This is a genomic window from Pseudomonas sp. NPDC096950, from assembly GCF_044762525.1.
GTDB lineage: Bacteria > Pseudomonadota > Gammaproteobacteria > Pseudomonadales > Pseudomonadaceae > Aquipseudomonas.
Genome location: NZ_JBIWEL010000001.1, coordinates 185,311 through 211,566, shown reverse-complemented (window position 1 = coordinate 211,566; position 26,256 = coordinate 185,311). Strand labels below are relative to the sequence as shown.

The following is a 26,256-nucleotide window of genomic DNA, read 5'->3' as shown; positions in this document are numbered from 1 at the left end:
CGTCCTTTCAGACAAACCGAATTGCCTGAATTTACGACTGCTTCGCAGCCTAGCGGGGGCAAGCCCCCTCGCCACAGAAAGCAATTACGACAGTTTCGCCAACAGTGCTTGAGCCGTCACCTCCGAAGACGCCGGATTCTGCCCGCTCAGCAACAACCCATCCGTCGTCACATAGCTTGCCCAATCGTCGCCCTTCGAATAAATCCCGCCGTTGGCCTTCAACACATCCTCCACCAAAAACGGCACCACATCGGTCAATTGCACCGCCTCTTCCTCGCTGTTGCTGAACCCGGTCACACGCTTGCCTTTGACCATCGGCTGACCGTCCGCATCTTTCACATGACGCAACACACCCGGCGCATGACAAACCGTCGCCACCGGTTTACCGGCCTTGTACAGCGCCTCGATCAGCGCGATGGAATGCTTGTCTTCCGCCAGGTCCCAGAGCGGACCGTGGCCGCCGGGGTAAAACACGGCATCAAAATCTTCTGCCTTCACGCTGCTCAACAGCACTGTCGACGCCAGTGCGGATTGCGCCGCCGAGTCCTTGCGAAAGCGATCGGTGGCGGCGGTTTGCGCGTCCGGTTCGTCGCTTTTCGGGTCCAGCGGTGGCTGGCCGCCCTTGGGCGAAGCGAGGGTCAGCTGAGCGCCGGCATCCTTGAACGTGTAATACGGCGCGGCGAATTCTTCCAGCCAGAAACCGGTTTTCTTACCGGTGTTTCCCAATTGATCGTGGGACGTTAGAACCATCAGGATTTTCATGTCGTTCTCACTTGATGTCAGGAATAGTCGGACGCTCGACGGCGCTTGGGTACAGAGTCATTGACCACCCCGTTGCGCGGATCGTTTCGTCAAACCATCGGTGATGGCGCATGGCCTTGATGCGCAAGAAGTTGCGCACTCCTTCCCCTGAATCCCCGTATGGCGTTGCTGAGCGCCCGGCCCGCCAAGCCTTCCAGCCAAGTGCGCAAGAAGTTGCGCAGTGGTGCGCAACTTCTTGCGCATCTTGCCGGGTGATCTCGTTTCATATCCGCTAAAGGGATTGATCAACATCCCCCAAGCCCCCGGTTTGTATAGCCTTGCGCATTTCTGGCACGGACCTTGATAACAGTCAGGCACCCACCGGGCGATACCGCCTCCCGGGCACCCTAAATTTTCAGCAAGGAGCACATCCATGGCTACTCCAGCGTACATGTCCGTCACTGGCGAGAAACAAGGTCTGATCACTGCCGGCGCATTCACCGCCGACTCGGTTGGCAACACTTATCAAGAAGGTCACGAAGACCAAGTCATGGTTCAGGCTTTCAGCCACGACGTGATCATCCCGCGTGACCCACAGTCCGGCCAACCGACCGGTCAGCGCGTTCACAAGCCAGTTGTGATCACCAAGGTCTACGACAAGGCTTCGCCACTGCTGCAAGCGGCTCTGACCTCCGGCGAGCGCATGAGCGAAATCGTTATCCAGTGGTACCGCACTTCGGCCCAAGGGACCCAAGAGCACTACTACACCACCAAACTGGAAGACGCGATCATCGTCGCCATCAACAACAAAATGCACAACTGCCAGGATCCGTCGAACTCCCACTTCACGCACCTGGAAGAAGTGCAGTTCACCTACCGCAAAATCACCTGGACCCACGAAGTATCCGGTACTTCGGGTTCCGATGACTGGCGTCAACCAGTCGCTTAATCGCGGCTGACCGCTTCACGCATCGGCCAGCTCTGCTGGTCGATGTTGTTTACGCCTTTCCAGAATTTTGCGTCTGCTGATCCTTTGATCGGGTATTGGTTTACGCCGCAGCACTGCACGAGGAACAAGGGATGTTCGCGCCGGCCAATCAGACTCACTTTGCCCTGACTATCGAAGGTCTGGATAACGATCTCCAGGTGCTTGCCCTGCAAGGTCGGGAAGCCATCAGCCAGCCTTTTGTGTTTGAGGTGGATCTGGTCAGTGAACAGCCGTCCCTGGACCTCGAAACCCTGCTGCACAAACCGGCCTTCTTGCAGCTCTCGCCCGACGGCAGCGGCATCCACGGCCAGATCTATCGCGCCGCCCAGGGTGATTCCGGCAAACGCCTGACCCGCTACTCGGTGACCCTGCGCCCGCAACTGTCCTACCTCGCACACCGCATCAACCAGCGCATCTTCCAGAACCTCACGGTGCCGAAAATCGTCGGCATGGTCCTCGAAGAGCATGGCATCCAAGGCAACGCCTACGAATTCAAAGTCGGGGCGATTTATCCCGAGCGCATCTACTGCGTTCAATACGATGAATCGGACCTGCAGTTCATCCAGCGCCTGTGCGAGGAAGAAGGTATTCACTACCACTTCCAGCACAGCGCCACGGCCCACAAACTGGTGTTCGGCGATGACCAGACGGTGTTCCCGAAACTCGCACCCGTGGCCTACCAGCAAGACTCCGGCATGGTCGCCAACGACCCGGTGATCAAGCGCTTCGACCTGCGCCTGGAAACCCGCACCAGCCGCACCACCCGCCGCGACTACGACTTCGAAAAACCGCGCATGACGCTGGAAAGCGAAAACCGTGGCGACGCCCTGCCCGACCTCGAAGACTACGACTACCCCGGTCGTTTCATCGACCGCGAGCGCGGCAAACACCTGGCCAAACGCGCCCTCGAACGTCACCGCAGCGACTTCCAGCTCGCCGAAGGCCGCAGCGATCAACCGATACTGGTCAGCGGCCACTTCCTGGCCCTGACCCAACACCCGAAAGCCAAGTGGAACGACCTGTGGCTACTGACTGAAGTCCTCCACGAAGGCAAACAGCCGCAAGTGCTGGAAGAGTCGGTCACCAGCAACACCACAACGTTGAAGGATGATTTCCACCAGGGCTATCGCAACCGTTTTCAGGCGACGCCGTGGGACGTGCCAAACCGCCCACCGCTGAACCACCCCAAGCCACGGATCCTCGGCAGCCAGAGTGCCGTCGTCACCGGGCCCAAAGGTGAAGAGATCCACTGCGACCAGTACGGCCGCGTCAAAGTGCAATTCCACTGGGACCGCGAAGGCCAGGCCGACGACAAGACCAGCTGCTGGCTGCGCGTCTCCTCCGCCTGGGCCGGCGCCCACTACGGCGGCATCGCCATCCCGCGCATCGGCATGGAAGTGCTGGTGTCGTTCCTTGAAGGCGACCCGGATCAACCGCTGATCAGCGGCTGCCTGTATCACAAGGAAAACGTCGTCCCCTACGACCTGCCGGCGAACAAGACCCGCAGCACCTTCAAGACCCTGAGTTCCCCCGGTGGTGGCGGCTACAACGAACTGCGCATTGAAGACAAAAAGGGCCAGGAACAAATCTTCCTGCACGCCCAGCGCGACTGGGACGAAAACGTCGAGCACGACCAGAAAATCCGCGTCGGCAACGAACGCCACGACACCGTCGAGCAAAACAGCTACAGCGAATTCAAGGCCGAAGAACACCACACCGTCTACGCCGACCGCAAAGTCGAAACCCGCGCCAACGACCACCTTACCGTCGGTGTGAACCAACACATCAAAATCGGCACCGGGCAATTCATCGAAGCCGGCCAGGAAATCCACCTGAGCAGCGGCATGAAAGTCGTGCTCGAAGCCGGCAGCGAACTGACCCTCAAGGGCGGCGGCAGCTTCATCAAGATCGACGGCAGCGGCGTCACCCTGAGCGGGCCGGTGATCAACATGAACTCCGGCGGCAGTCCCGGCAACGGCACTGGCGCGGCGCCGTTGATGCCGGGCGTGCTGAAACAGGCCGACGCCGACACGGCTGGCCAGGTCTTGACCCCGGCGCAGATCAATACGCTGAAACGCAATGCGCCGTTCTGTGAAGAGTGCGAAAAATGCAAGGCAGGTGCTTGTGCGATCTGATCTTTTGACCCCGCAGGCGTGGCTTGCTGAACGTCCTTTGCAAAGCGGCGAACGTCTCTATTTGATCGTCAGCGCCGCCAGCGACGCCGAAGCGCTGAAAAGCCTTTATCAATTGGAACCCTCCACCCAGGTCACCCCGATCTGGGGCGGCACGCCCTATGCTGCCTGGCAACCGGTGATGCCCTACCTCACCGAGATCAAACCCAACTCGAACTTCCTGTCGTGGATCGCCGAAACCGATGCCCAGGATTGGGGTTGGTTGGCCGTGTCCCGCAGTGAGCCGGAGGTGGTGTTTGAACATCTGCGGAGTTTGACCCAGGTGAAGATGCCGGACGGGACCGAAGTGTTCTTCCGGTTTTGGGACGGGCGGCATATTTATCCAATTCTTGAGGGGCTGGGTGAAGCGGCTGGGGAAGTGCTGCCGGTGTTTGATCGGTATTTGATTAACGGCCAGAGCCTTGAGGTTGGGCCGAGGGTGGTGCCGCCGGCGAGGGATTGGCCTTGGTGGGAGGTGCCGAAGGGGTTGTTGGATGGGCTCGCCAAGCAGAACCCGTCAACCCTGATCGGCAACCTGATGCAATGGCTGGGAGAGGAACGCCCAGACATCTACGCCGCTTATCCCGAGAGCAACCTGAAGCTGAAAATCGCACGCTTCGTGCGTAAGGCCGATGCTCCGAAAAATCTTAATGAAGCACTGTTAAACCACCTGATTCTGGAGCAAGGCTGATGGATCGCGTTGCCACTATCGAAGCACAACTGGACTCTTTCAAAAACAGCCTGAAGCTGTACCGTGAAGAAACCAAAAGCTGGTACGCGCAGCTTGCAGACAAGGCCAGCCGAGCAGCAGACATGCCCTCCCTTCTTGGTATGGAGCGCGTGATCAAGGCTGGCGACTCCAGCAAGTCTGTCAGTATGACTGATGGTGATTTTTCATACGTCGCCAAGTGCCCACTTGTAGGCCCGCTACTGATTGAGAGCAAATTCGAATCAGTTTTCGACATCCCTATCGGCGATATCAAAGTCGACATCATTGCAGTGGATGGAGGCGCCAAGTCGACGATTACCTTGGATAAACAAGGTAAAGGCAGCTTTCAGGGCGAGCCTGGGAAATCCTATAAGATCCACGTCCACGATCAGGTAACGCCTGCGCAGATCGACACCCTTTTCAAATCCTACGACGGCTTAGCTGCCGATCTGGAAGGGTTTCTGCGCAAGGAGTGGGCGGGCTTCAAACCGCAATGGTCGAATCAAAGTGCCTCTGCCAAAGCCATGGCAATTGGGAGCGGCATTCTCGAAGGCGGATGGGAAGCCATCAAGGGCGTCTGGGATGGCATCTCAAAGGCCTTGGACATTCTTCAAAACCCTAAACAGTTCGCAGAGCATTTGGGTGCCGGTGCCGAGGAACTGATCAAGCTGGCCAAAGAAGCGCCAGACGTCATGAAACAGGCCATGTTGCTCGCAAGCGACGAGGCCGCGCTATTTTTGATGGTGCATTGCGCGTCAATCTGGGTTTCAGGACTACCGCCGACGCAGGCGGCGGGCCAAGCGGCAAAGATGACATCTGCAGCCGTTATTGGGATTCTCATCGACATCGTGATTTCGGTTGTTCTGACCGTCGCGGCCGAAGGTGCCGGGCTGTTTTACCTTGCCGCACGTTTAGCGAAGTACGGCCAGATCATCGTCAAGGCTGTTACCGGATTTGTGAAGTCGCTATTCAACATCATCAAAGACTTCATGGGTTACGTAGGTAAATACGTCGCTGTCGCTGCCCGGGGAGTGGCGACTCGGGTAGAAAAAGGTGTCGCGCAGCTACGATTTGATGGCAAACGTAATGCGACCGTTGAACACGGCAAACGTCCTGACGATGCCTCAAAGCAATCAAAGAACCCCGACGATAAAAGTGTGGCGCCCGCGCAAGACACCTGCACCAACGGCTGCCCTGTCTCGATGGTCACGGGTGAAGAATTACTGACCCTTACCGATGGTCAACTTGATGGCCTGCTGCCTTTTGAGTGGACGCGTCTGTACCGCACCAGCGCGGTCGAGATCGACAGCCGTCTTGGGTATGGCTGGAGCCATGCTCTTTCTCATCGCCTGGATCTGGACGAAGAAGGGGTGCTGTGGACGGATAACGAGAACCGAACCACTCGCTTTCCAATGCCGACACAGCAGCGCCCCGCCATCACCAATAGCTTGTCGAAAGCGGCTATCTACCTGGGATCTACCCCAGGCGAACTCATCTTGACGCAGGCCGGACAAAGTCCACGCTTCTATCATTTCCGCGCGGGCCGCCTGATCACCATCAGTGATGCATACGACAACCAGTTGCTGTTGAGCTACGACTCAGTTGACCGTGTCCAGCGTATCGACAACGGTGCCGGTCGCTCTTTGCTCATCTGTTACGAAGATCGCCATATCATCGCCCTGGATTATCAGCAGCGACGCGCCGAATACACGGATCAGGGTGAGCGACAGGAGCCTTGGGTCACCGTACAAACTCTGGTGACCTATCGGTACAACCGCCATGGCGAACTGGTCGGCGCCACCAATGCTGCCGGTGAAACTGAGCACTACCGTTACAACGACCAACACGTCATTTTGGAGCGCCAACTGGCCGGCGGCGCGAGCTTCTTTTGGGAGTGGGAAAACGAAGGTAAATCATCACGCAGCATCCATCACTGGGCCAGCGCTTCGCAGATGGACTCGCATTACGCTTGGGACGATGCCGGCAAAGTTACCGTTAAAAACGCGGACGGCAGCGAGCAGGTTTATGTTCATGACGAAAATGCTCGACTCATCAGCGAGACCGCCGCAGACGGCGCTGAAACACAAAAGGTCTATGACGACAAAGGTCGTCTGATCGAAGAGAAGGACCCACTCGGCGCAATCACCGAATACCGCTACAACGACTCGGGTTTGCTTGCCACGGTCATTCCTCCTGAAGATGCGCCGACATTTTACGAATACCGACATGGCTTCGTGAGCGAGATTCATCGTGACAAAGCCAGGTGGAAATACCAGCGAAATAGCCAAGGGGATATTACGCGGCAGACAGATCCTGACGGTAACGAAACACACTACAGCTACGATGCCCAGGGTCGCGTGCTGGAAATCGTTCATCCAGACGGCGGGCGGCATCAGCTCGTCTGGAACGGACTGGGTCAGTTACTCGAAGAGGCGCTGCCTGATGGTGGCAGGCGAAAGTACCGCTACGACGCACTGGGTCGTCAGATCACCCGCCAGGACGAACACGGCACCATCACCCATTACCAATGGGATGCGGCTGGCCGTTTGACGCAGACTTCGCAGCCTGGCGGTGCGGCCCGTACTTACACCTACAACGCTTACGGCAAGGTTACAGCCGAGCGTGATGAACTGGGCCGCATCACCCGCTACGAATACGCCGACAACCTGCAACTTGTCAGCCGCCGCATCAACCCGGACGGTAGCGAGCTGCGCTATCGCTACGACAACTCGCGCCTGCTGCTCACGGAGATCGAAAACGAGCGCGGAGAGCATTACCAACTCGACTACTACTCAAACGGTCTGATACAGCAGGAAACGGGATTCGACGGTCGCCGCACGGCCTACGAGTACGACCTCAATGGCCAGCTGCTGAAGAAAATCGAATTCGGCGACGACGGTAGCGAACTGGTCACCGAATACCAGCGTGATACCGCTGGCCGATTGCTCGTGAAAACCTTGGCTGATGGCAAAGCAATCCACTACAACTACGACGCTCTCGGGCATTTGGTCAACGTCGATGACGGTCTCTGGCCGCTGGCCTATGAATACGACTCCCAAGATCGGCTGATCACCGAACATCAAGGCTGGGGCACCCTGCGCTATGAGTACGACAGCGTCGGCCAACTCAAGCATTGCCGACTACCTGACGGTAGCACGCTCGACTATCGCCGATTGCCCGGCGGCAATCTCAGTAGCATTGATCTCAACGGTTCTCGCCTCACGTCTCACCAGTTCAAGGCTGGTCGTGAACAACAACGTCAGCAAGGACTGTTACTGAGTCAGTATCAGTACGACGATCAGGGTCGCCTGCAGGCCCACAGCGTCAGCCAACGCGATAGCATGCTGTTCCAGCGTCGATACAGTTACGACGCGACAGGTAACCTCGCAGGCATCAATGACAGCCACAAAGGCACACGCAACTTTCACTACGATCCGCTTGATCGTCTGATCAGTGTTCGAGGTTCTACACCGGAAAGCTTCGCGCACGATCCAGCCGGTAATCTGCTAGGCCAAAATGACCTGCCCTTTGCCCACTTGGTCAACGTCAAGGGCAACCGACTGCTCATGCAGGGCGACCGTCACTACGACTACGACGCCTACGGAAATCTGATTCGCGAACGCCGAGGTACCGGACAGAAACTCGTCACTGAATACCGCTATGACTGCCAGCATCGTTTGATCGAAGTCAGCCAACCGGGCGGTAGTTTCGCTGCATACAAGTACGACGCCTTCGGACGACGCATCGAGAAAACGGTCGATGGACACACCACTGAATTCCTCTGGCAAGGCGAACGTCTGATCGTAGAAAGTGGGGACAATCGGTACCGCACCTATGTCTATGAGCCGGATAGCTTCCGACCCTTGGCGATGCTCGACGGTGAAGGCCCGCTGAAAGCGACGCCGTTCTATTACCAACTCGATCACTTGGGCACTCCGCAGGAACTCACCGATTACAGCGGTGCGATCATGTGGTCGGCCAAATATCGGGCGTATGGCAACCTGGCTGCGCTGGATGTCGCGGAGATTGATAACCCGTTACGTTTTCAAGGTCAGTATTTCGACGCAGAGACAGGATTTCATTACAACCGCCATCGCTACTACAGCCCGAGTACAGGACGGTTTCTGACCCCTGACCCGGTTAAACTTGCTGGCGGCTTAAACAACTACCAGTACGCCCCCAACCCTACTGGCTGGGTAGACCCACTCGGGTTGATGTTCAGGGCGATTACGAAAGTTGCTACTGGTGCAGCCAAGAGGGCTCCACTAAAACCCTCTGCAAACTGCCCAAAGCCCGGTGGATCATCTTCGCCAAGCAGTAGCCCTACCCTGGCAGACTCCAGTGTAAAGAGCGGAGATGTCGCCCCACCGGTAGTCGTCGAATCGAAGCCTGACTTCTATGTCGGACCTTCCGGACCAGACTCGACCTTGCCCGCGACCGGTTACCGATACATGGGCTATAAGAATGCTGATGGAACCGTAAACACTCACGCACAGAACACGATCAACACTCAGGAAGCTAGACTGTCGTATTTTGGCTTTGAAAAATTTGAGACAGGAGACGCCGCAACGGAAGCTTTCCAGGTACGAGCGCCGAAGCACGTTACTGCGGCAGACCCGGCTCCAGCGTGGAGTGATGGGCGCCTGCGCTTGAAGTTTGACACGCTGCAACTCTACAAAGACGGTGTGCCAAACGCTACAGTGCCGCACGAACTCGGTGGTAAGGGGCCGAACCTGGAACCATTCACCAAAGCGTATCCGGAATATGGAACAGGTAACGCGCAACAACTCATTCCGAAACCGGGTACCACCGCTGTCATTAAAGCGGATGAAGTCACCATTTTGCCGGAGAAGTAACAGTGCTAACCGATTTGGAAGCCCGCGTATCACTCAAAGAGCTGATCGAAAAATACCTCAAGGGAAGAGATCCCGATTACGACCGTCTGATCGAAATCGTTCAGGACCCATCACGACAAGTCCCGATTAGAGGTGTGCTAGAGGACATCCGACGGTACAACAAGGTGCAGTTCACTCAACAAGAGCTTGAGCTGATCGACGACCTTTTGTACATGTATGGGTGACCCCACGGTGCTGGTCGTGCCCTGCTCTTGCGTCACGACCGCAAACACATTGTCGCCGTCGACCACCAACAATTCTTGCCTGCGGACAATCTGGAGGACGTCCGGAATACCATCCAGACGTTGGTCACCTATAGCTACGACGCGCAACATCGTCTGATTGAAGCGAAGAACGCTGCCGGTGAGGCCGAACACTACCGCTACAACGACGAGCCTATGATTCTAGAAGCAATGCACATTTATAAAAGAGTTAAAAGTGACCAACACCCATTATTCAGTCAAAGCTTATGTCACCCATGCAGACGGTAATTACATTCGCGTAAAAACACTTGATTCATCCTTGAAAAGTGCACTACTCAACCTCGGCTTTTCATCCAAGGCAGACGTCGACGAGTACAACATCCCAACCCCGAATAACGAAATTAAAGCGACTATTTTCACTCAACTACGAACACTGGATGTGTGCTTCTCGAGCGGCAGAGAGTGGTCCCCCGCCGAAGTATTCCAATACCTGAGGGACCTTGGACTGCTCAGCGCCGGCTTCAGACAGATCTCCTGGACCAGCCCGAACCACTTCGTAATGACAGACGAAAAATAACCTCCCAACCTCCCCCCAAACCCTATGACATTTGGAGAGGCGTAAGAAGTATTCAGAAAAATATAATGACCTTACTTTAGACAAATGGCCTAAATAAAAACCAGAACAATACAAACAGAAAAAACGGTAACTCAGGAGGAGCTACACAGGGCGCCCCCCAAAGCTTTAAACAAACTGGAAATATGATACGAACAAAAACCGCACATAAAAAAGCGATCTAAGATCGCCCTTTTATTTTGCTTTTTACTACTTCCAAACAAACACCAGTCCAATCAAAGCTTTTGAAGTTCTTCCTCAGCCCCTGGTGCCCCACGATCTACAGCCTTGAGCATCCAAAACTCGGCTTTAGCCTTGCTCTTGGCCAACCCTCCGCGACCCCGCGCATACATTTTTCCCAATGCCAGTTGCGCTTTTCCAACCTGCGCCTCAGCAGCCTTGAGGTAAAACGTGGCGGCTTCTCGTTCGTTACGGGCAGTTCCGCGCCCCTGTTCAAGCATCTGCGCCATGTCATATTGGGCGTATTCATTACCTTGTGCTGCCGATTTGCGATACCAGGAAAATGCTTCGGCATCGTTACGACTGACACCCCGCCCCTCTACGAGCATGTCGGCGAAATTGCGTTGCCCTGCGGAATCACCCGCTTCTGCCGCTTTACGGAACCAGTTGGCAGCAAGGACCTCATCCTTGTCGACCTCTTTACCTTCCTCATAAATATAACCCAACAGCATGTAAGCCATGACATAGCCTCCCGCTGCCGATTCGTTGTAGTACCGCAACGCTTTATCCATATCATGAAGGTTTTTAATGGACTTACCCCCACGGTGGTAAATCTGGGCAAGGCCGAACTGAGCCTTGGCGTTGCCTTGCTCGGCGGCTTTGAGGTACCAGTAAACACCTTCGTCTTCGCCTTCTACTGTCCAGTTTCCGGCGAGTTGATGGCCCAGTTCGGCTTGGGCAGCAGCATTGCCTTTCTCAGCGGCTCTACGGAACCACATGTCCGGCATACCTGGAGAAAAAGTCTCGACCACACCGCAAAGGTTCTCGTTGATTGCACGACCGAATTCCAATTCCGCCTCAACGACGCCATTCACTGCTTGCTCATGTAAGAGTTCGGCATTAGGCGCGCACACTCCCTTTTTCATCTCTGTAAAGAGTTGACTGGGTTCGAGCGCCCAGGCATTGCACGTTACAAAGAGAGCAGCAAGTGTCGCGCCTGTTACTCTAAAAAACGCTGCGTTGTAGTTCATAAAATGACTTCCCTGTTATCCGATTTCATTGCTGACTCAGCAAAAATATTGTTGTGGTTTTACTATGGCGAAGCCTCGAGAAGCGCCTCTTCTATAGAATACTTAACCACCACCCGATTCCGATAAAGCCGCTCACTCCCCACCAATTCACTCCCCTGCCCCTTAGTCCTCACATCCCGCCAAATCTCATTCTCACGAAACACCCGTCCATCCTCTCGTACAAACCGATGCCCCCGTTGATAAACGTGATACCGAAACGCCCTCACCTGGTCACACAACAACTCCCCTTCCAACTGCTGCTCACCCACCTTCAATTTCAACTGGAAACAACGACCCGTCGGGTTATGCAAAACCAGATCAACATAGTTATAAAAAATCGCCGCCCCGGAGCCGAATGGCAGCACTCTTCCCTCATCGGGAAACGGATCAAAGCTGTGATTGGAGCGCTCAACCACCACCAATGGCGAGTGAATGGCCATCCAGTGAATCAGGTTGCTCAGTTGGCAGATCCCGCCACCGATGCCTGTGCGCGCCTCACCGAAGGACAATTCCATGCCTTCGACATATCCGCGTTTGCGAGTCGGTCGGCCCACCAACCGGCAGAAGGAGAAATACTCACCTGGGCCAATGACCACGCCATCCACAGAGGCCACGGCCAATTTCAGGTTAATGACTTTGTTATGTTGCAGTGCAATATCAGAATCGCCGAGTTTTCGGATCAGTTTGGAGGTGTGTTTGAGGTAACGAAACGGCAACCGGGAATCGGTGTTCAACAACAAAGCGTAAGGTTTGCGGGAGAAGCGCCAGGCCAGTTGGCGGAACAGTCGTTTTTGCCACACGCGCAGCCAGTAGAGGGCCGGGTGGTAGAGGGAGAGTGGTTTCATTCGTATCAGAACGGCGGCGGCCGTTTTCTTCCTTGAATTGAAAAATGCCGCGCATCTTAACGTATTGCACTTAAAAGAAGGTGTTCGCCCAGTGTAATGGCCTGGCAATCCATGCACCGGTAAAGAGCCCTGACACTGGGCGAACGGGGAGCATTTTAATATAAGTCGATGAATATGTCCGTATACATGCACATGAAATTTATGCACACAACTTCACTGGATATTTATCGATATCCAACTTACATACATCAAACTCACCAACCAGAACATTAAAAGCGATTATTCTTATACAAGAATCTGTACAAGAATAATCACTCTATATAGAGCCAATACTCAACTTTCGTGTTGAGTTGTCACTTTCAAGATATCGGTGTAGGTCACGACAACACTCTGGCCGATTTTCAGATCCTTCAGTTTCGCTTGGACTTCAGGTTTCACAACGTCGACGGTTTTCGATTGGCCGGCCGGGTTTTCGAAGGTGACCTGGTTTTTCTTGGTATCGATATGGGTGATTTTCAGCTGCACTTGCACCTGGCGGAAGGCTTCGCCGCCGGGATTGGGGTTGTCTTTGGTGGCGCGGATGTCGCCGGTGCGTTCGGTAGAACCTGGCAGGCCTTTGTCGACGTCGGTGTCGAGGTAGGCGGCCACCGAGTGGGTGACTTCGACGTTAACTTGATCGCCGACTTTCAGGTTGCCGAGGTCTTTGGCCTTGTCGCTAAGTTGTACATGGACCTGACGGCCTTCGGCGCCTTCCAGGACAACCTGGTGTTTGGCGGCATCGACGGCCAGGACTTTGGTGGTAACTTGATCGGCTTCTACAGCGGCGGACAGTGGAATGTCAGCAGCGATGGCGCTGAGGCTGGCGGCGGACAGGAGTGTCGCGAGGGTGATGGCCTGGGCCAATGCGTTGAATTTCATAAACAGTACATTCCCTGTGGTTGATGGCAGCGCACGGCTCTGGATCAAGGTTCCGCTCCGTGCGTGCCGATGAGCATAGACGCTGTTCAGGGAGTGTTCGCAGTTTCTTGCGCGGTGGATTCGCCGCTGTCGGTGCCCTTGCTGTTTTCCTTGCGTTTGTTGGGATCGGTGGGGCGCAGGGCGTCGTTGTCGCGCTCGACTTCGCCCGGTGGCCGGGGTTCGTCGGGGTGTTCGGATTCGGTGATTGGTTTCATCGCAGTGTTCCTCAGGCTTCGGGGTCATCGACTTCCCGGGCGACATTGATGGCGGGCGAATCCTTGTGGGATTGCTCGGCCTTGGCTTTCAGGGTTTGCCATTGTTCAAGGTCGATGGCGCCCTGCCCCAGCAAGTCGTCGGCCACCCGCAGCAATTCGGTGTAATGGGCGTCGGGGGACTGCTGCCAATAGGCCTTGTCGTCGAACAAACGTTGCCAAGTGGCGAGATCTGGGGGTTTGAGGTCGTCGCTCATGACGGGCTCCATTAAACGGGCTTCATAACGTAGGAGGACGCCGTTCTGCCCAGAGTTCCGACTCAATAACCCGTCATTTCCAGATACCCCTGCCCCGCATGACTACCGCTTAACCGCACCGGCCCTTCCCAATAAGGAATGCGCAAATCCATCCACGCATTCGGGTTAAGCGCGTTAGTGGTGATGTCGAGGCGTTTGCCGGGGATTTTGATCGCCCAGCGCACTGGCATTGATCTTCCGGCGACTTTGGCCGTATCCCCAGGCGTGAGGCTGAAGTCGTCGCCGCGCAGCAGTTGCGTCTGGCCCTGGGCGTCGATCCAGGTGCCGGTGAGGTAAGGCGCGCCGTCCTTTTGCCGCATGCGGTAGAGCATCACCTGTTCGCCGCTGTCCAGGTGCAGGGAGAACCAGTCCCAGCCGCTCTGGTTGGCGGTCAGGGGTTGGCTGCTCCATTCGCGGTCGAGCCACGCCGGGCCGCTGACGGTGTAGGTTTTACCATCGATTTCCAGCGAACCACTGGCCTGGAAAAACGGTTGGCTGTAGTAGTACGACGCCTGGCCCTGTTCGGATTTCTGACTGAAACCTTTATCACCTTGCAGCACCAACGGACGGGACGAAACCAGCCGCAGTTGATAGCTGAACCCCTTGTCCCGGGCGCTGAGTTGCATGTCCGTCAAAGGACCGCTGAAGCGCCAATCATCGATCCACGCCTTGAACGGCGCCACGTCCACCCCGGCCTGCCCTACGCCACCCCGGGCGTAGCGTTCAGCGGCATGATGCACCGTGGCAGAGGTGACCGCCGCATGCCCGAGCCAGATCGTCTGATTGCCCCAACCGGCCACCTCGGGCGTCGCTTTCAACGCACTGCGAAACAACGTCCATTGCACGCCAAATTCATGCCCCTGCTCGTCCTTGAGATTGGCGGTGACGTACCACCATTCGATGCGAAATCCATCGTGCGGCCCATGATCCGCCGGGAAGCTGAACACGCGACCGGGCACCACCGGGGTAAACGCGGCAGCCTCCCCGCCCAGGCCCGCAAAGCCCTTCTCCACCGGCGCCGAGTTATCGCAGCCGCTCAACAACGCCAGAAGCATCAGCAGCCCGACTTTAATCCTCATGGGCAAACGTCCTCAGCAGATCCGCCGGTTGGGTGCGGTACAACGTGTACAGCGGCCACGCCGACGCCAACAGCGTGGCGAGCAGTGCCAAGCCCATCAACTGCAGCAATTGCAGCGGAAACACCCGAAGCGGCAGGCGCCAGCCGAAAGCCTGGACGTTGATCACCGTGTCCAGGCACCACGCCAGCGCGATGCCCAAAGGCAACGCCAGAATCAGCGTCAGCACGGCCAGCAACCAGGTTTGCCCAAGGTTGAGCAGCATCAATTGCCGCCGCGTCACGCCCAGCGCCCACAGCGGCGCGAGTTGGCCGAGGCGGCTCTGGCTCTGGGTCAACAGACTGATGAACAGCGCCACGCCAGCGACGCCGAGGGTCAGGCTGTTGAGGGCGGCGGTGGCGGCGAAAGTGCGTTCGAATACTTGGGTGGACCAGCCCTTGAGCCGCGCCTGATCGACGATGCGACTGTCGTCGAGGACGAAGCGATTTTGCAGTGCGGTAAGGAACGGCGGGATTGCCGCCGGATCGATGCGCAGGTTGAAACGATTCGGCGTAAGTTGCGGCCAGCCGCGCAGCAAGTGGTTGACGTTGACCAGCACGTGTCCTTTGGGATTGCCGTAGTCGGCGTAGACGCCGACGACCCGCGGTGACCACGAACCGTTGGGCGTCGGGATCGTCAGGTGATCGCCCAGTTGCACCTTCAAGCGCCGCGCCAGTTGTTCGCTGAGCATCAAGGTGTCGTCCTTGGCCAGGCGCTCCCACGGGTTGTCGCCCAGGGCTTCCAGCAGCGGCCAGTGCTGGCGATAGCTCGGGTGATCGATGACGCCGTAGACATCCGCTGGCCAGCCTTGCAACTGGATCGACACTTGCCAGTTGGGCAGCACCGCCGTGACCTGCGGCTGCTGCTTGAGCCAGGTGTGCAGCTCCCGGGCCTGGGCCGGGTTTTGCGGGTTGAGGTAGAGCTCGGCGGTCAAGCGTTGTTCGAGCCAGTCGCTGAACGTCTGGCGGAAACCGGCGGTCATACTGCCGGCCCCGATGTTCGCCGCCAGCGCCAGCAGCAACGCCATCAGCGCCAGGCTCAGGGCCGGCAGTTGCTGACGGCAGTCGGCGAGAAACCATTGACCGAGCACTGTGCGACTGCGGCGCAACACCAGATTGAGCACGGTGTTGAGCAGCACCGGCAGTGCCAGTGCCGCGCCGAGCAACAATGCGGCCATCAGCACAAAGCCGCTGGCCAGGCTGTCGCCCCAGATCAACGCCAGCAGCGCGATCAGCGCCGCCATCGCGGCCACCCAACCCTGTCGTCGCAACCACCGCGTATGGGCCTGATGCCAGGCTTGCGGATTGGCCAGTGCCAGCAACGGCAAACGCGCCGCGCGCAACAGGCTGTTGGCGCCGGCCAGTAACGCACCGAGCAGGCTCAGACCGACACCGCTGAGCCACCACAGCGGACTCAAGCTCAACTGCCCCGCCACTTCGGCGCCGTACAACCCGCGCAGGCTGGCGGCGACATCCGGCAACAGCACGCTCGCCAACAGATAACCACTGACGACGCCGGCAATACCGCCAATCAATGCCAGGCCTCCCAATTCGACCGTGAGGCAAGCAATCAACATCCGCGCACTGACCCCGCAAGCGCGCAAGGTTCGCAGCAAACCTCGGCGTTGCTCCAGCGCCAGGCCGATTGCCGCGTGCACGATAAACAGGCCGACCACGAACGACAGAAAGCCTAGGGCATCGAGGTTCAAGTGGAAACTTTCGGTCAGACGCGCGAGGTTGTTTTCTTCGCCGCGGGTCTTGAGTTGGAGTTGGCCTTTGAGGTGATCGGGCACAGTCGCGGAGAAATCCTTGGGCAGCAGCAAACGCGACAGTTGATCCGGCAAGCCGAGGATCTGCTGGGCGAAGCCGATGTCCACCAGCAACATGCCAGGGGCCATTTCGGGCTGGGCATGCAGTGGAGGCAAGGTCTGCCCGCTCTCCGAAACCGGTGTGTCACCCTCGCGCAAACCCAGGGTTTGCAAGGTCTGCGGCGCAATCCAGGTGCTGCCCGGCGGGCTGAAAAAGTCGACGATGCGCTCCATGGCCAGCGCTTGCCCCGCCACTGCCGAACCGGCGGGCAGCGACACCGGTTCGATCCCCATCAACTGCAAGCGCTGATCGTCGTGGCCCTTGAGGGTCAACCGACCTTGCAGCACCGGCGACACCGGCCAACCTGCCTGGCGCAGCTCAACAAACAATTGCTGGGAAAACACCCCGCCACCGGGCGCACTCAGGCTGGCCTGGGGTTCGCCGCCGATCAGTTGACTGGCTCGGGCATAGCTTTCCCGTGCCTGACTGTTCAGCGCCTGCACCCCGGTCAACAGACTGGTAGCCAGCCACAATCCAGTCAACACACTGAAAAACTGCACCGGGTGCTGGCGCCAATGGCTCAGCAGCGCGCGCAAGGTTTCGCGAAAGACCCGCACCTCAGCGCGCGTCCGCGCCAGCCAGGCGACCACGGTGCAACACCACTTTTTCAGCCAGACGCGCGGCGACCCTTGGGCTATGAGTGACCATCAACAAGGTTGTCGGCGTGTCATCGAGCAGTTCCAGGAGCAACTTCAAGACTTCGTCGCTGGTGGCTTCATCAAGGCTGCCGGTGGGCTCGTCCGCCAGCAGCAGCTTCGGTTGCGAAGCCAGGGCCCGGCCGAGAGCAACCCGTTGCTGTTGGCCACCAGACAGTTGCTCCGGATAGCGCCGCAGCAAATCGCCCAGGCCCAGACGCCGCACCAGATGCGCCTGCCAACGGGCATCGTGGCGCCCGGCCAGACGGGCCTGGAACGCCAGGTTGTCCTCCACCCGCAGACTGCCGATCAGGTTGAACTGCTGGAACACCAGGCCGATTTCCGTGCGCCGCCAGTTCGCCAGTTGCCCTTCGCTCATCTGGTCCAGCCGATGCTCGCCACTGCTGATGCTGCCGCGATCGACCTTGTCCAGCCCGGCGATCAGGTGCAGCAAGGTGCTTTTGCCACTGCCCGACTCGCCCATCAGCGCGAGGCTGCTGCCGGGTTTCAACGTGAGGTCGATGCCTTGCAGCACCGGCAGCGGACCTTGGGGGGTTGCATAGCTTTTGAAGACGCCCTGGACCTGAAGCATGGGAAAACCTGATTGATGAGCGTGGTGCAAGGATAGCGGACTCGCCTGAGTCCATAGACTACCTGTTAATTCTTACAGTAGCGGTCGATCAAATGCGGGTATCTAATAACGCGCTCAAGGAGCTCTGATACCGAGGACGGTTCCCCCATTGCACCATGGCGTTGCACAGGGTAGGTGCCAGGACCATGAATACCTCTGTTGGCAAGCACCTGCGCAAGCCGATAGTCATCGGGATTATCGCGGTCGGTCGTGAGCCGAATAGCCTGGCGCTGGCCGTCCACGGCTCAATCGCCTGCGTCTGCAACACCGAGGACAGCACGTTGTCGCTGATCGACACCATTGCCCTTCGCGTGAGCGCCGTCATACCGTTGCCGATCCAACCGCTGGCCATCGTCATTGATCCCACGGGAACCCGGGCCTATGTGTCCGGGCTGGGCAAACCGCTACTGGTGGTGGTTGATGTTCAGGCACACACAATCATCGGCGAAATCGCTGCCAGCGAAGGACATGCGATGGCGATCGATGCCGAGTGTGACCGGATTTACATCAACACCAACAACCAGGTGTGCGTTGTCGATACGTTGGCCGCAAAACAGCTCGACCGTTTCGACACCGGTTCATTGACCAGTGCCGCGGCCCTCGGTCATGACGGGCGCCTGTTCCTTTGCGACTACCTGCACCATGAACTCAAGGTGATGAATACGGCGACTGGCGTGATCACAACCGTCCTGTCGATGCCCGAGCCTTTTGAAGAGTTCGTCCTCGGCCCTGCGGGGGATGTTGGGTATGTTCCCTATCGGACGACCGCAGGTGTGGTCGCCAAGATCGATCTGTCGAACTACGACGTGGTGGACCTGTTGCCCGTCCCGGCGTTGCCCCACGGTTTCACCCTCAGCCCGGACGGCGGCCTGGTGTGTTGTTGCAGTGCGGCGGACCGGAGCGTGTCAATTATCGACACCGAGACGTGGCAGGTCATCAGTCGCTTCAAAGCGGGACAGTATCCGCAGAGTCCGGTGTTCGGCGCTGACGGGAGGCGTCTGTATCTGTGTGATGCTTCGGGGAATGCGGTGTGGGTGATTGCGTTGGGCTAAATGGACGGCCATGTCACCGCGTTATCGTTCTTCGCGAGCAAGCCCTCTCCCACAGGGAAATGCATTTCAACTGTGGGAGCAGGCTTGCTCGCGAAGAGGCCCTCAAGCCAATAAAAACCTCATTGCCCCGCCGCCACACTCGTCGCCGCCTGCCCCGGCGTGACGATGGTCTTCAGATCAATATGCTTCCACTCCGGCTTGGCCCCCAGCCGTGCATTGAAGCGGTAGTTGAAGGTGAATTCATCCGCCGTCGCCACACTCAGCGGCTTGCCATACACCGCCTCAACCCCCGCCAGGTCATAGCCCATCAACTGCAACAGCGTCGGGAAGATGTTGTAGTGACTGGAGCGATCCTTGTTCGCGGCCAACTGCGCCGACCAGTCCAGGGTCTTCAAGGCGCTGCCCTGAATCACCACCAGCGGCACCAGACCTTCCTCCTCCACCGGATCGCCACCGCAGTGGGTATTGAGTCCGGGATTGCCCCGTTCATGCAGGTCTTGCCCGTGGTCCGAGGTGTAGATCAGCAGCGCATTGCTCAGGTCAGCCTGGGCAAACACCCGCGCGAAAAACTCCCCGACGTTCCACAGCAGCGTGTTCTTGTAGGCGTTGCGGTACAGCACCCAATCGTCCGGTTGGCCATTGAAACCGTCACGCTTGCCAGTGTCCGCCACTTCGACAAACTGCCCGCGGGGCAAGGTTGGGCGGTAGGCCATGAAGGCGTCCGGGTATTTGTCGTGCACCGGAAAATGCGCGCCCACTTTGTTGATCACCACCAGTTCCGGTTTGTCGTCATTCAGCAGTTCGATCAGCTTTGTCGCCGCCGCCATATCGCGGTCGCGCACGCTGGTCTGGTCGAATTGCACGAACTCGTCGATGTCTTTTTTCTCGGCATTGTTCATCAGGTTTTGCAGGTTGCCGCCGGTACGTTGGGCGTCAATGTAGACGGTGCGCAGCCCGGCCTGTTTCGCATACTGCCAGATCGACGGCAGCGTGGTGTTGATGCGCATGTAGTCGGCGCGGGTGCCGCCGTAGCGCAGGGTGACGTTGGTGTCGGCGCTGCAATTGGCGATGGACGCGGCGTAGCCGTAATTGAAGATGTCCACGCCGGGGCGCGCTTCCTTGAGGTTGCTGTGCACACCGAACGGCGCGTTGATGTCCAGGTAGTTGCCGGAAATGCTCTCGTCGATGATCAGCACGATGTCGTGGCTCACCGGTTGATCGTTGCGCGCCAGTTTCACCGGCTCACGCGGGCCGACAGTGTTGTGCAGCGACTCATAGGCAAACAGGTTCAGGTAGGCCAGCGGCGTGTACATGATTGGCAGGCCCCGGGCGCCCTCGCCGGCCCGCACGAACAGCACCGCGCTGAGCAACAACACCCCCAGCACGGGCGCCGACACCAGCAATGCCCCCGGTAATGGCAACGGCCGACGCGGCTTGAGCCCGATACCGAACAGCAACAACAAGCCACTGAGAAGACCACTGATCAGCGGATCCCGGTACTGGTAAGCCGCCTCCTGGATAAAACCGCCGGAATACACCAACGACACGAAGCTGCTGTAAGTCAGGTAATCGGCGGTCACTTTTGTATAAACGTCAAAGAACACTGCCGACACAAACAGCGTTATAGCGAATAGATGTCTAATCAGCGTCTGGCGGATGTACGCGGTCATGAACAGCGCCACCGTCAGCACCACGAACATCCCGCCGAATAACAGCAGCGCAATACCAATACCCATGGCATTCAAGCGATCAAGGTAATAGTCGTAACTCTTCAGTAAATAGAGAACTAACAGCAGTTCTTTTAAATATCGAATCATAGTATTTACGCTGCTCGTCGAAGGTATCTGGCCAATAGATTGTCGGCCATTTTTTGACACTAGCACCGGGCCATCAAACCGCAAGAAATGCCCGACTTTTCTGAAAAGCGTCAAAAAAACGTTGACTCAAATCTGACACACTCAAGGCGCTACAGCCCTTGTAATTCAAGCCTCTCGACCGTTTATCGTTTTCTTCTAAATGTGAAAAACCCGTCAAAACCGCGGCGAAACCAGCAGCAGCAAGCCTTTGATGGCCAATCGCCCCCAAAATCGGGGGTGTTCTAGCATTGCAACATGTCATTTTGCTGACACGAATTGCCGAGGCTGGGCTATACCCCTTTTGACAGTCTAATTCCTGATCTTTCCACCGTCTTACGAGGCACGCCAATATGGACGTGAGCGTATTTGGTACGGGCTACGTTGGCCTGATTCAAGCAGCGGCACTGGCTGATGTCGGACATCGCGTGCTGTGTGTCGATATCGATCCGAACAAGATCAAGCAGTTGCAACAGGCAGTTCCACCAATCAGTGAACCTGGACTTTCCGGAACACTGGAAGAGAACATCAAGGCCGGCCGTTTGTTGTTCACGACCCAGGCCAGCGACGCGGTCGAACATGCCGAATTAATCTTCATTGCGGTCGGTACGCCAGCCGATGAAGACGGTTCCGCCGACCTCAGCCATGTGCTGAACGTGGCCCGGCAGATCGCCAGTTTCATGGAAGCCGATCGCACCCTGATCATCAAATCCACCGTGCCGGTCGGTACCGCGGACAAAGTTGCCGAAGCCGCCAACGAAGAACTGCAACGCCGGGGCAAAGCACTGGCCGTACGGGTGGTGTCCAACCCCGAATTTCTCAAGGAAGGCAGCGCCCTCGCCGACTGCATGCGCCCGGACCGGATCATCGTCGGCACCAACGACGAAACCGCCCGCAATCAGCTTAGCGAACTCTACGCGCCCTTTTGCCGCAACCATGAAAAGCTCATGTTCATGGACAACCGCAGCGCCGAGCTGACCAAGTACGCCGCCAACGCGATGCTCGCCACCCGCATCAGCTTCATGAACGAACTGGCCAACCTCACCGAACTGCTGGGGGCCGACATCGAAGCGGTGCGCAGAGGCATCGGCTCGGACCCGCGCATCGGTTATCACTTTATCTACCCCGGCTGCGGCTTCGGCGGTTCGTGCTTCCCCAAGGATCTGCGCGCCCTGCTGCACACCGCCGAACACAACGGCATGCCGTTGCGTTTGCTGCGCAGCGTCACTGAGGTCAACGACACGCAGCGGCACATCCTGTTCAGCAAACTCAAAGCCCAATTCCCTCAAGGCCTGGCCGGCAAGTCCATCGCGGTCTGGGGCCTGGCCTTCAAACCCAACACCGATGACATGCGTGAAGCGCCCAGCCGTTACCTGATGGATGCGCTGTGGGCCGAAGGCGCGAGTGTGCAGGCCTATGACCCGGAAGCCATGTCCGAATGCCGGCGCATCTACGGCTATCGCAATGACCTGCACCTGTGCGCCACCCGCGACGACACCTTGGAAGACGCCGACGCGTTGGTGATCTGCACCGAGTGGAAGAATTTCCGCGTGGTGGATTTCGATCTACTGGCGAGCAAGTTGCGCTCCAAGGTGATCATCGACGGACGCAACCTCTACAACCCGGAACAGGTTGCCGCCGCCGGTTTGCATTACAGCGGCATCGGCCTTCGGCACATCGTTCCGGAGGGTCTGCGCCCATGAAGATTCTGGTGACGGGAGCGGCGGGATTCATTGGTGCCCATTGTGTGTTGCGGCTGTTGCGCGACGGGCACCGGGTCTGCGGGCTGGATAACTTCAACGACTACTACGACCCGCAACTCAAGCACGATCGCGTGCGCTGGGTGCAGGAACAGGTCGGCAGTTTTCCCCTGGCAAAAATAGACCTGGCCGACGCCCCGGCCATCGAAGCCTTGTTTGCCCATGAGCAACCGGATGCGGTGATTCACCTCGCCGCCCAGGCCGGCGTGCGTTATTCGCTGGATAACCCGAAGGCGTATCTGGACAGCAACCTCAGCGGGTTCCTGAACATCCTCGAAGGTTGCCGTCACCATCCGGTCAAGCACCTGATCTACGCCTCGTCCAGCTCGGTGTATGGCGCCAACCAGCACACGCCCTACTCGACCCATGACGGCGTCAATCACCCACTGTCGTTGTACGCAGCCACCAAGAAAGCCAATGAGCTGATGGCCCACAGCTACAGCCACCTGTTCGGCATTCCCAGCACCGGGCTGCGCTTCTTCACGGTCTACGGGCCCTGGGGTCGGCCGGACATGTCGCCGATCCGTTTTGCCCAGGCCATCGTCGAGGGCAGCCCGTTGAAGTTATTCAACTACGGCCAGCACCAACGGGACTTCACCTACATCGACGACATCGTCGAAAGCATCGCCCGCCTGGTCGATCAGCCACCGGGCACCACGCCGGACTGGGATCGCGAGCAACCGGACGCGGCCAGCAGCATGGCACCGTGGCGGATCTACAACATCGGTGGCGAGCACCCGGTGGAACTCAAGGATTACCTGGCCCTGATGGAAAAACACCTGGGCCGCAAAGCCAATGTCGAGCTGCTTCCCCTGCAACCGGGCGATGTGCTCAACACCTGCGCCGATGTCCACGAACTGGAACGTGACACCGGTTTCCACCCGCGCATCGAGCTCGACGAGGGCCTTCGCCGGTTCGTCGCCTGGTTCCGCGATTACTACCCATTGCACGCCCATGCGCCGCTTGCGGCTGAGCTACAGGGCTGAGAGCTACAAGCGGAGGAGTCTATGACTGGACATGAAAAAGGTGTGCCACTCCAGAATATGCGTCGTGACAAACGCCTGGACCCCGAGCACCGAATGCGCCTCGACACCGCGATCCACATGCAGGGTCGCGGCTGGATGACCGGTCGCGACGGTGGTCGGCCCTGGACGTTGTCGCGCACCAATCGGGTCGTGGCGTGCTTCGGAGCTCTGGTCATTCTGGTACTGATTTCGCCGCTGTTGCTGGGCCTGGCCCTGGCGATCAAGTTCAGCAGCCCGGGCCCGGTCATGTTCGTGCAAAAACGCACCGGTTATCGCGGTCGCTCGTTCGGCATGTACAAGTTCCGCACCATGGTGGCCAACGCCGAGGAGCTCAAGGAGTCCCTGCGCCACCTCAACAAGCACGGTGCCGACGCCATCGATTTCAAGATCGACAAGGACCCGCGCATCACCCGCATCGGTGGGTTCCTGCGGCGCAGCAGCCTCGACGAGCTGCCCAACCTGATCAATGTGTTTACCGGCGACATGCGCCTGGTCGGCCCTCGGCCCACCTCGTTCAACGCCTACCGCTACAAGGATAACCACCTTGCCCGCCTGAGCATCTACCCCGGCATGACCGGCCTGTGGCAGATCTCCGGGCGCAGCAATATCGACTTCGACCAGCGCGTTGAGTTGGACCTCAGCTATATCGCCGAGCAGAGCCTTTTGCTTGATCTGAAGATCTTGTTGAAAACCCCCTTCAAAGTATTCAGCGGCCACGGAGCGAGTTAAATGGACGGTTCAACCAATAAAGCCCTAAGCATCGCCAACCCGAGCGAGTCCAACCTGACTTCGACCGTGCTCGATCAAGATCTGCGGATCCTATTCCTGACCGCCGCCAACCCCGGCGCAGGCACCACCACCAGCGCCCTGGTGCTGGCCAGCCAACTGGCGCAGATGAGCAGCGGCCAAGTGCTGCTGGTCGACGCCAGCCAGTCGGCGACCAACCTCACGGCCCAGCTCAACTTGCAAAAAGAGCGCGGCTTTCGCGATCTGCTGTTCAGCGCCGGCACCCCGCCGCTGCTGCAGGATTGCGTGGTCCAGGTTTCCAGCCTGCCGTTCGACGTGCTGCCCAACGGCCGGCACGTGCGTGGCAACGAACACCTGACCGCCGAACGCCTGAGCCCGCTGCTCGACCAGTTGGGCAGCCGCTACCGCTTTGTGGTGATCGACGGCGACGCGGTGTATTCCGCCGCCGACACCCTGGTCATCAGCACCCAGGTGGACGGCGTGATCATGGTCGTGCGTTCCGAGGACACCCGTTGGGAAGTGGCCCAGGCCGCGGTCCAGCGCCTGACCCAGGCCGGCGCGAAACTGGTCGGCAGCGTGTTCAACCGACGCAAGTACTACATGCCGAAATGGCTCTACAAAAACCTGTAAGCAACCAGAAAAGGATGACGCCATGAACGCCAAAATGCTTCTCCTGCTGTTGCTGCCGCTTGCAGGTTGCTCCAGCCATTCCGAAACCAGCATACCGGTGCAGATCCTCACGGCCTCGCCGGCCAATGCACAGGCCACCGACATGCCCAAGGTCGAACAGACCCTGCGGCCCCAGGATGTGCTGGACGTGATCTTCCACATCAGCACCAGCGGCTCGGACGCCTACCGCGTGCAACCCGGCGACACGATCGGCCTGAACTTCACCGCGGCCAGCCAGCTCAACGGCAATCAACTGGTGCTGCCCGACGGCAACATCGAACTGCCGGGGGCCAATACCTCGGTGAAAATCGCCGGGCTGACGTCCGAAGAAGCGAAGACCGAGATCCAGCGTGTCTATCAGCGCAAACAACTGTTCCAGCCCAACCGCAATCAACTGACGGTGCAAATCATCAGCCCGCTGAGCAATGAGTCCAACCTCAAGAGCGCGCTGAACCACCCTGCTACCGGCATGAGCCGGGAGATCACCGTGGGCACCGACGGCTATGCCAGTTTTCCGGAAATCGGCGCAGTGCCGCTGCAAGGCATGACCGTCAATCAACTGGAAACCTTCCTCAATAAACGCTACGCGGATTTGCCGGGGCGGATGACCGTCGACGTGTTGCTGAAGTCCACGGCGGGCAACGAAATCTACGTACTGGGTGAAGTCGGCCAACCGGGTTCCTACCCGATTCGCCGGCCGGTCTCGGTGCTGGAAGCGCTGACCCTCGCCCGTGGTGCCAACGTCAAGGCGCGGCTCGATTCGGTGGTGATCATGCGGCGCAACGGCAACCAGGTGAAGGCCGTGCGTTATGACGTGGAAAAAGCCTTGTCCGGTGATGCATCGCAGATCGCCTACCTGCAACCGGATGACATGCTCTACGTGCCCAAGACCAAACTGGCCAGCGCCGGTGAGCTCGCACGGCAATTGGCGGACGTGGTGTTGTTCCAGGGTGTCGGCCTGAGTTTCGGCTACCGCCTCGACAACAAAGACGACAGCAGCAACTAACTCTCAGGTGATCTG

Annotated in this window: 21 protein-coding genes and 1 pseudogene; 12 read left to right on the top strand and 10 right to left on the bottom strand. The window is 58.2% G+C overall.

Annotated features, from left to right (window positions below):
- Nucleotides 1–84: 84 nt before the first annotated feature.
- On the bottom strand, nucleotides 85–762 hold the full coding sequence (locus ACIQY3_RS01045; RefSeq protein WP_403016384.1) for a type 1 glutamine amidotransferase domain-containing protein: 678 nt from the start codon (nucleotides 760–762) through the stop codon (nucleotides 85–87).
- Nucleotides 763–1,174: 412 nt separating this feature from the next.
- Here ACIQY3_RS01045 and ACIQY3_RS01040 point away from each other — a divergent pair, with 412 nt between their 5' ends.
- The 6 genes and pseudogenes from ACIQY3_RS01040 (at nucleotide 1,175) to ACIQY3_RS01015 (ending at nucleotide 10,284) form a co-directional block, all read left to right on the top strand.
- Nucleotides 1,175–1,690: an Hcp family type VI secretion system effector gene (locus tag ACIQY3_RS01040; protein WP_054051032.1), complete on the top strand. Its 516-nt coding sequence runs from the start codon at nucleotides 1,175–1,177 to the stop codon at nucleotides 1,688–1,690.
- A gap of 131 nt (nucleotides 1,691–1,821) precedes the next feature.
- Nucleotides 1,822–3,864: a type VI secretion system tip protein TssI/VgrG gene (gene tssI, locus ACIQY3_RS01035; protein WP_403016381.1), complete on the top strand. Its 2,043-nt coding sequence runs from the start codon at nucleotides 1,822–1,824 to the stop codon at nucleotides 3,862–3,864.
- Entirely contained in the window at nucleotides 3,854–4,591 is a 738-nt protein-coding gene (locus ACIQY3_RS01030) for a DUF4123 domain-containing protein (RefSeq protein WP_403017616.1), read from the top strand. The genes tssI and ACIQY3_RS01030 overlap by 11 nt, the downstream gene beginning before the upstream one ends.
- Complete coding sequence (locus ACIQY3_RS01025) at nucleotides 4,591–9,465, top strand: RHS repeat-associated core domain-containing protein (RefSeq protein WP_403016379.1); 4,875 nt, start codon at nucleotides 4,591–4,593, stop codon at nucleotides 9,463–9,465. The genes ACIQY3_RS01030 and ACIQY3_RS01025 overlap by 1 nt, the downstream gene beginning before the upstream one ends.
- A gap of 227 nt (nucleotides 9,466–9,692) precedes the next feature.
- Nucleotides 9,693–9,914: pseudogene (locus tag ACIQY3_RS01020) on the top strand (hypothetical protein); the annotation flags it as partial.
- Between the two features lie 28 nt (nucleotides 9,915–9,942).
- The gene (locus tag ACIQY3_RS01015) at nucleotides 9,943–10,284 is read left to right on the top strand and encodes a hypothetical protein (RefSeq protein WP_403016377.1); all 342 of its coding nucleotides are present in this window, start codon (nucleotides 9,943–9,945) and stop codon (nucleotides 10,282–10,284) included.
- Nucleotides 10,285–10,556: 272 nt separating this feature from the next.
- Here ACIQY3_RS01015 and ACIQY3_RS01010 read toward each other — a convergent pair whose 3' ends face one another.
- From ACIQY3_RS01010 to ACIQY3_RS00975, 8 genes are all read right to left on the bottom strand, one after another.
- Nucleotides 10,557–11,531: a tetratricopeptide repeat protein gene (locus tag ACIQY3_RS01010; RefSeq protein WP_403016375.1), complete on the bottom strand. Its 975-nt coding sequence runs from the start codon at nucleotides 11,529–11,531 to the stop codon at nucleotides 10,557–10,559.
- Between the two features lie 62 nt (nucleotides 11,532–11,593).
- Entirely contained in the window at nucleotides 11,594–12,415 is an 822-nt protein-coding gene (locus ACIQY3_RS01005) for a VanW family protein (RefSeq protein WP_403016373.1), read from the bottom strand.
- Between the two features lie 333 nt (nucleotides 12,416–12,748).
- The gene (locus ACIQY3_RS01000; RefSeq protein ID WP_403016370.1) at nucleotides 12,749–13,333 is read right to left on the bottom strand and encodes a hypothetical protein; all 585 of its coding nucleotides are present in this window, start codon (nucleotides 13,331–13,333) and stop codon (nucleotides 12,749–12,751) included.
- Nucleotides 13,334–13,419: 86 nt separating this feature from the next.
- Nucleotides 13,420–13,587 carry a hypothetical protein gene (locus tag ACIQY3_RS00995; RefSeq protein WP_403016367.1) on the bottom strand — a complete coding sequence of 56 codons (168 nt, stop codon included), beginning with the start codon at nucleotides 13,585–13,587 and terminating at the stop codon, nucleotides 13,420–13,422.
- 11 nt (nucleotides 13,588–13,598) lie between these two features.
- Entirely contained in the window at nucleotides 13,599–13,841 is a 243-nt protein-coding gene (locus ACIQY3_RS00990; RefSeq protein WP_403016364.1) for a hypothetical protein, read from the bottom strand.
- 62 nt (nucleotides 13,842–13,903) lie between these two features.
- Nucleotides 13,904–14,959, bottom strand: a complete 1,056-nt coding sequence (locus ACIQY3_RS00985; RefSeq protein ID WP_403016361.1) for a lipocalin-like domain-containing protein — start codon at nucleotides 14,957–14,959, stop codon at nucleotides 13,904–13,906.
- Entirely contained in the window at nucleotides 14,949–17,420 is a 2,472-nt protein-coding gene (locus ACIQY3_RS00980) for an ABC transporter permease (RefSeq protein WP_403017613.1), read from the bottom strand. Before ACIQY3_RS00980 ends, ACIQY3_RS00985 begins: the two co-directional genes overlap by 11 nt.
- 1 nt (nucleotide 17,421) lies before the next feature.
- Nucleotides 17,422–18,090 carry an ABC transporter ATP-binding protein gene (locus ACIQY3_RS00975; RefSeq protein WP_403016359.1) on the bottom strand — a complete coding sequence of 223 codons (669 nt, stop codon included), beginning with the start codon at nucleotides 18,088–18,090 and terminating at the stop codon, nucleotides 17,422–17,424.
- Nucleotides 18,091–18,275: 185 nt separating this feature from the next.
- Between ACIQY3_RS00975 and ACIQY3_RS00970 the strand changes: the two genes are divergently transcribed.
- Nucleotides 18,276–19,181 (top strand): YncE family protein, encoded by a 906-nt coding sequence (locus ACIQY3_RS00970; RefSeq protein ID WP_403016357.1) that lies wholly within the window; start codon nucleotides 18,276–18,278, stop codon nucleotides 19,179–19,181.
- 119 nt (nucleotides 19,182–19,300) lie between these two features.
- Here the strand turns inward: ACIQY3_RS00970 and ACIQY3_RS00965 are convergent, their stop codons facing one another.
- Nucleotides 19,301–20,998, bottom strand: a complete 1,698-nt coding sequence (locus ACIQY3_RS00965) for a sulfatase-like hydrolase/transferase (protein ID WP_403016355.1) — start codon at nucleotides 20,996–20,998, stop codon at nucleotides 19,301–19,303.
- A 389-nt stretch (nucleotides 20,999–21,387) separates the two neighbouring features.
- Here ACIQY3_RS00965 and ACIQY3_RS00960 point away from each other — a divergent pair, with 389 nt between their 5' ends.
- The 5 genes from ACIQY3_RS00960 to ACIQY3_RS00940 are packed head-to-tail and all read left to right on the top strand — an operon-like array spanning nucleotide 21,388 to nucleotide 26,241.
- Nucleotides 21,388–22,737 (top strand): UDP-glucose dehydrogenase family protein, encoded by a 1,350-nt coding sequence (locus ACIQY3_RS00960; protein ID WP_403016354.1) that lies wholly within the window; start codon nucleotides 21,388–21,390, stop codon nucleotides 22,735–22,737.
- Nucleotides 22,734–23,780, top strand: coding sequence for an NAD-dependent epimerase (locus tag ACIQY3_RS00955; protein ID WP_403016352.1), 1,047 nt, complete (start codon nucleotides 22,734–22,736; stop codon nucleotides 23,778–23,780). Before ACIQY3_RS00960 ends, ACIQY3_RS00955 begins: the two co-directional genes overlap by 4 nt.
- Before the next feature lie 21 nt (nucleotides 23,781–23,801).
- On the top strand, nucleotides 23,802–24,548 hold the full coding sequence (locus tag ACIQY3_RS00950) for a sugar transferase (RefSeq protein WP_403016350.1): 747 nt from the start codon (nucleotides 23,802–23,804) through the stop codon (nucleotides 24,546–24,548).
- Entirely contained in the window at nucleotides 24,549–25,196 is a 648-nt protein-coding gene (locus tag ACIQY3_RS00945) for a CpsD/CapB family tyrosine-protein kinase (protein WP_403016348.1), read from the top strand.
- A gap of 22 nt (nucleotides 25,197–25,218) precedes the next feature.
- Nucleotides 25,219–26,241 (top strand): polysaccharide biosynthesis/export family protein, encoded by a 1,023-nt coding sequence (locus ACIQY3_RS00940; RefSeq protein ID WP_403016346.1) that lies wholly within the window; start codon nucleotides 25,219–25,221, stop codon nucleotides 26,239–26,241.
- Nucleotides 26,242–26,256: the final 15 nt, after the last annotated feature.

Bases quoted from the DNA above. Each gene is read 5' to 3' on its own strand.
- ACIQY3_RS01045 (WP_403016384.1), bottom strand. From the start codon at position 762: ATGAAAATCCTGATGGTTCTAACGTCCCACGATCAATTGGGAAACACC.
- ACIQY3_RS01040 (WP_054051032.1), top strand. From the start codon at position 1,175: ATGGCTACTCCAGCGTACATGTCCGTCACTGGCGAGAAACAAGGTCTG.
- tssI (WP_403016381.1), top strand. From the start codon at position 1,822: ATGTTCGCGCCGGCCAATCAGACTCACTTTGCCCTGACTATCGAAGGT.
- ACIQY3_RS01025 (WP_403016379.1), top strand. From the start codon at position 4,591: ATGGATCGCGTTGCCACTATCGAAGCACAACTGGACTCTTTCAAAAAC.
- ACIQY3_RS01010 (WP_403016375.1), bottom strand. From the start codon at position 11,531: ATGAACTACAACGCAGCGTTTTTTAGAGTAACAGGCGCGACACTTGCT.
- ACIQY3_RS01005 (WP_403016373.1), bottom strand. From the start codon at position 12,415: ATGAAACCACTCTCCCTCTACCACCCGGCCCTCTACTGGCTGCGCGTG.
- ACIQY3_RS01000 (WP_403016370.1), bottom strand. From the start codon at position 13,333: ATGAAATTCAACGCATTGGCCCAGGCCATCACCCTCGCGACACTCCTG.
- ACIQY3_RS00995 (WP_403016367.1), bottom strand. From the start codon at position 13,587: ATGAAACCAATCACCGAATCCGAACACCCCGACGAACCCCGGCCACCG.
- ACIQY3_RS00990 (WP_403016364.1), bottom strand. From the start codon at position 13,841: ATGAGCGACGACCTCAAACCCCCAGATCTCGCCACTTGGCAACGTTTG.
- ACIQY3_RS00985 (WP_403016361.1), bottom strand. From the start codon at position 14,959: ATGAGGATTAAAGTCGGGCTGCTGATGCTTCTGGCGTTGTTGAGCGGC.
- ACIQY3_RS00975 (WP_403016359.1), bottom strand. From the start codon at position 18,090: ATGCTTCAGGTCCAGGGCGTCTTCAAAAGCTATGCAACCCCCCAAGGT.
- ACIQY3_RS00970 (WP_403016357.1), top strand. From the start codon at position 18,276: ATGAATACCTCTGTTGGCAAGCACCTGCGCAAGCCGATAGTCATCGGG.
- ACIQY3_RS00965 (WP_403016355.1), bottom strand. From the start codon at position 20,998: ATGATTCGATATTTAAAAGAACTGCTGTTAGTTCTCTATTTACTGAAG.
- ACIQY3_RS00960 (WP_403016354.1), top strand. From the start codon at position 21,388: ATGGACGTGAGCGTATTTGGTACGGGCTACGTTGGCCTGATTCAAGCA.
- ACIQY3_RS00955 (WP_403016352.1), top strand. From the start codon at position 22,734: ATGAAGATTCTGGTGACGGGAGCGGCGGGATTCATTGGTGCCCATTGT.
- ACIQY3_RS00950 (WP_403016350.1), top strand. From the start codon at position 23,802: ATGACTGGACATGAAAAAGGTGTGCCACTCCAGAATATGCGTCGTGAC.
- ACIQY3_RS00945 (WP_403016348.1), top strand. From the start codon at position 24,549: ATGGACGGTTCAACCAATAAAGCCCTAAGCATCGCCAACCCGAGCGAG.
- ACIQY3_RS00940 (WP_403016346.1), top strand. From the start codon at position 25,219: ATGAACGCCAAAATGCTTCTCCTGCTGTTGCTGCCGCTTGCAGGTTGC.